This is a genomic window from Microcystis sp. M169S2 (assembly GCF_020245865.1).
Lineage (GTDB): Bacteria > Cyanobacteriota > Cyanobacteriia > Cyanobacteriales > Microcystaceae > Microcystis > Microcystis ichthyoblabe_A.
The window spans coordinates 1-5,473 of record NZ_JADBUB010000100.1 but is presented as its reverse complement, the minus strand read 5'-3'; the positions used below and the strand labels follow the sequence as shown (position 1 = coordinate 5,473).

The following is a 5,473-nucleotide window of genomic DNA, read 5'->3' as shown; positions in this document are numbered from 1 at the left end:
TAATCGTTCTGCTGAAAGACATAGTGATTTTTGGATAGGTACTTATGGTACTTTTTGGGTTGAGTCGATGGATACTTTCTCGGAACTTGCCTTTTCTTTGATCCGCCTCAAACCCCAGAAAAACCCTTATTTCTCCAAAGGCTTAACGGCTATGAGCCTTATAAAGCAAGCTTTTTAACTGTTCTGTCACCCCTTGAGAGAGAATTCTTGTCCATTAAGAAATGTTACAAATTATATGGGTACATTAAGAAAAGTTAAGGGGTATATCCATTGATGGATAAGGGTTTCGGCTATTATGGTATATATGTATGGGGTAAGTTTAGATATATGTATGGGGGAAGTTCAGTAATAAGGGTGTCTTAGCTAGAGCTAAGACACCCTTACCGATGATTTCTGGGGGCTTAATTTTTCCCTAAAAATCAACAATTCTATAACCCACCGCAGTGGAGGGACAGCGATAGATTAGGCGACAACCTGAATATTGGTTGCAGCGATGACTGGCAAATTAGTAAGAGTTGCGAGTTGAACCAGACCACCAGGATTAGCAAGGTTTGAGTCAAACGATAAAATACCACCACTGTAGATAAATTTGGCAGTGCCATTTTCAGCTGTCGCGAATAGGCTAGCAGTCAAAGTACCGCCAATGGTAGTCAGTCCACCAAAACCAGCGGAAGAAACTACGATAGCATCAGCTTCACTGACGTTAAAATCCGTGATGGTGTCAAGGCCTTCGGTGGGATTGTTGAAAACAAAACGGTCAGTATTACTGCCACCAGTTAGGGTATCGTTTCCAGCACCACCGGTGAGAGTATCGTTTCCAGAGCCACCATTTAGGGTATCGTTTCCAGAGCCACCGATGAGATTATCGTTTTGAGAGCCACCCAATAGGCTATCGTCTCCAGTTCCACCGTCTAGGAAATCGGCTCCCTCTCGACCATTTAGGGTATCGTTGCCCGTACCGCCATCGAGTTGATTATTGCCAGTATTCCCAGTAAGGGAGTCGTCACCGTCGCCGCCCACCAGGTTTTCGATACCGCTCAGTACGTCTATACCTTCGCCCGTGTTCTGGCCGGTAGTTAAAGTCAGGTTGACGGTGTTGTTGCCTGCGCCAAATGTTGCTGTGTCGGTACCCGCACCACCTACTAAGCTGTCATTGCCCGCACCACCGATGAGGGTATCGTCGCCCGCATCACCTAGAAGGGTGTCATTGCCCGTACCGCCATCGAGTTGGTTATTGCCAGTATCCCCGATAAGGGAGTCGTCGCCGTCGCCGCCCACCAGGTTTTCGATACTGCTCAGTACGTCTGTACCTTCGCCCGTGTTCTGGCCGGTAGTTAAAGTCAGGTTGACGGTGTTGTTGCCTGCACCAAATGTTGCTGTGTCGGTACCCGCGCCACCCAGAAGGGTGTCGTTGCCCGCACCACCACTTAGGTTGTCGTTGCCCGTACCGCCATCGAGTTGGTTATTGCCAGTATTCCCGATAAGTACGTCGTCACCGTCGCCGCCCACCAGGTTTTCGATACCGCTCAGTACGTCTATACCCTCGCCCGTGTCCTGGCCGGTAGTTAAAGTCAGGTTGACGGTGTTGTTGCCCGGGCCAAATACTGCCGTGTCGGTACCCGCACCACCATCAAGGGTATCATTGCCCGCACCGCCGGAGATCGTATCATTGCCCGCACCGCCGCTGTATTTGTCATCGAACCCGGTGCCAATGATCAACTGACCATCTCCACGAAGCCCGTAGATGCTCACTTGCGGCGACGCACCCGTAAATGCGCTTCCGCTGCCAAAGGTCAACAGATCAGCAGTGCTCGATAAAATTCCAAGTCCGACTTGTTCAAAGACATTGTTAGTGAACGAGTTTCCAGTAACCGCAACATCAGCTGGATTGTTTGTGTCGAAGGACAAGCCAACGAAGTTGTCTTCGAAGCTATTCCCACTGACTGAGCCAGCAGCTCCCGGTTTCAGATAAACGCCGGTTGCGAAGCCGCTAAAACTGTTTCCAGAAACCTCCAGTCCCGTGATGGAACCAGCCGTGATAAGGCCGCGCGAGCCATCGCTATCAACCGTTCCGCTCCGGTGGAAGACCGTGTTCTCCACAGTTGCGTTATTCCCTTGGACATAGACCCCCGCCAACTCTCCGGAGATCGTCGTGCCTTCTGCGATCTTCATGCCATCGATCAACACGCCATCGACCTGAATATGAATGCCGCCAGTCAGAACCGATTCAGCGCCACGGGTATCGCCCGCATCAGTGCCTGCATTCGCACCACGAATCGTCAGCGACTTGTTGACGGTGAGGTTCTCGGTGTAAGACCCGGCTCCGACAAGGATCCGATAGCCGTCGGCCGCCGCATCGATCGCCTCTTGGATGGTCGTGAAACCGCCAATCAAAACGTCGTTGTTGTCGAACAACCGGACTGTGGTAAGGATGTTGGCGACTGGAACCGTCACGTCCGCGAATTGCAAGAATTCGACGTTCTGAACTGTATCGGTGCCGTCGGGCGAGCCGCTACGACTGTCCACGATCGTGAAGTTGCTGACCGAGCCAGTGGTCGTGTAGTCGGCAAGGTTACCGGTGTAGATCGCTGTATCGGTACCCGCGCCACCTTCAAGGTTGTCATTGCCTGCGCCACCTTCTAGGGCATCATTGCCCGTACCACCAGCAAGGGCATCATTGCCGCCGTTGCCCTGTAGGAGGTTTGCGCCGTCGTTGCCGGTGAGGACGTTGTCGCCAGCGTTGCCCGTGAGGTTGATGCTCCCCGTCCCAGCCAGCGTGCCGTTGGCCACGCCAGTGTCCAGGACTAGGCCAGTGAAGCCGGTCACTCCCGCCTCGGCGTTCACCGTGAGGTTCTCGAAAGCGGTGGTCGCGGTGCCCGGCGTGTACGCGCCGGTCTTCACCCACACGGTCTGGCCAGCACCCGCGGCGCTCACAGCCCGCTGGACGTCGGCCGTGGTCGTCGTCGACGGCGACCAGAAGCTCGACGGCGTCACGTAGACGTTGCCACTACTGATGGTGACCGCGCCTAGGTTCGTAGCGTCTACCACGTCGGCCAACTGATCCGCAATTGCGAACAGCTGGTCTGTCGTGGTGCTGCCCGTCAGCGACACACCGTTGAACACGTTCGGCGTCGCGTTCACCGCGTTGAGGGTCTTTCCAACGCTCCGCTGCGCGATCGCCGCCACTGCCACCGACGAGTTCACGTTGCCGTTGATGAAGGTGTTGCCCGAGAGCGTGATCGTGTTGGCATCGACGCCGGTCGTGCCTGGAATCGACACCGCGCCGCTGTCGAGATTCGGCTGGATGTTCAGACCCGTGGCCTGCGTCGAGCCGACTGGCAGGGCGACATCGTTGTAGTTGATCGTGTTGTTCGAGATCGTCGAGTTGGCCGACGGCGCGTAGTACGTCGGGTCGCTCGACTTGCCGCCAGAAAGCACGAACGCTGCACCGCCGATCCGTTGGAACGTGTTGTTGCTGGCCGTGGAGTTCACAAGGCTCAGCCACGCGCCGCTGCCAGCCGAAACGTCTTGGATCGTGTTGTTGCTAAACGTGCTGTTGGTCATCGTCGAGGCGATGCTGACACCCGTGCCACGACTGTTTCCGAACGTGTTGCCCGTGATCGTCGCCCCATCCAGCCGCGTGCGGAGCTGCGGCTGCACGAGCGGCACGTTGGTTGCGAACACCGTGTTCCCGCTGATCAAGAGATTCGAGTAGAGCAGCGATGCCGAACCGTCTCGGAACATATTCGTGAATACCATCCCCCGCGGGCCGCTCGATGCCGCCGACGTCACCAGGTTGATGTAGTTGTCGGCGATGCTCACGTTCGCTATCTCCGCGTTCACCGACTTCGTGGCGTTGTCGGTCGATTCGCCGAACACGATGCCGTTCAACTGGGCTGTGGTGGAGTAGCTGGAGTAGATCCAGTTGTTGCGGATCGCCACGTTCGCACGATAGGCCACCGACGGGTCGCCAGGCTTAGTCGAGGTGGCGTTCGTCCGCGTGTTGATCCCGTCGCGGGCTGGATTCCGCGGGTTGATCGAGAACCCGTCGATCGTCACGTCGTTCGCCTCGATCGTGACGACGAAGCTGGAACTATTGCCCGTGCCGTTGATGATTGTCTCGCCGCCAGAACGCGTCAAACCGGTTGCCTTCACGCCAGCCTGGGCACCACGCAGCGTCAGCGACTTCCGGATCATGAGATCCTCGCTGTACGTCCCCGCGGCGACGAGTACCACCTCGTTGGCGTTCGCCGCCGCGATGCCTTGGGCGATCGTCGTGTACTCGCTGCCCACTGCGCTGCCGACTACGATCACCGCCTTGTCGGCGAACTGCAGCTTCTCGATGTCGGTCACCGTGTCGACAATCGAGCCGCCGACCACTTGCGTCACCACCACGTTCGACCCGCTGAAGGCCAGCGTGTAGTCGGCGTAGTTGCCAGCGAAGGTCGCCGTGTCTATCCCTGCGTCGCCGTCGAGCGAGTTCGTGCCGGCTCCACCCGTAAGCGTGTCGGTACCCGCACCACCGATGAGGGTGTCGTTGCCCGCACCGCCAGAGATCGTATCGTTGCCCGCACCGCCGCTGTATTTGTCATCGAACCCGGTGCCAATGATCAACTGACCATCTCCCCGAAGCCCGTAGATGCTCACTTGCGGCGACGCACCCGTAAATGTGCTTCCGCTGCCAAAGCTCGACAGATCAGCAGTGCTCGATAAACTTCCAAGTCCGACTTGTTCAAAGAGATTGTTGGTGAACGAGTTTCCAGTAACCGCAACATCGGCCGGATTGTTTGTGTCGAAGGACAAGCCAACGAAGTTGTCTGTGAAGCTATTCCCACTGACTGAGCCAGCAGCTCCCGGGTTCAGATAAACGCCGGTTGCGAAGCCGCTAAAACTGTTTCCAGAAACCCCCAGTCCCGTGATGGAACCAGCCGCAGTGATAACGCCGCGCGAGCCATCGCCATCAACCGTTCCGCTCCGGTGGAAGACCGTGTTCTCCACAGTTGCGTTATTCGCTTGGACATAGACCCCCGCCAACTCTCCGGAGATCGTCGTGCCTTCTGCGATCTTCATGCCATCGATCAACACGCCCTCGTTCAGAATATGAATGCCGCCAGTCAGAACCGATTCAGCGCCACGGGTATCGCCCGCATCAGTGCCTGCATTCGCACCAAGAATCGTCAGCGACTTGTTGACGGTGAGGTTCTCGGTGTAAGACCCGGCTCCGACAACGATGCGATAGCCGTTGGCCGCCGCATTGATCGCCGCCTGGATGGTCGTGAAACCGCCAATCAAAACGTTGTTGTTGTCGAACAACTGGACCGGACTAAGGATACCAGCGACTGGAACCGTCACGTCCGCGAATTGCAAAAATTCGACGTTCTCAACTGTATCCGTGCCGTCGGGTGAGCCGCTACGATTGTCCACGATCGTGAAGTTGTTGGCTGAGCCACTGGTCGTATAGTCGGCAAAGTTA

The 5,473-nt window shown here is 56.4% G+C and carries 1 protein-coding gene; it reads right to left on the bottom strand.

Annotated elements, in window-relative coordinates; translation table 11 throughout:
* Positions 1–462: 462 nt before the first annotated feature.
* Positions 463–5,424 carry a beta strand repeat-containing protein gene (locus tag IM485_RS10195; RefSeq protein WP_287742864.1) on the bottom strand — a complete coding sequence of 1,654 codons (4,962 nt, stop codon included), beginning with the start codon at positions 5,422–5,424 and terminating at the stop codon, positions 463–465.
* Positions 5,425–5,473 lie beyond the last annotated feature (49 nt).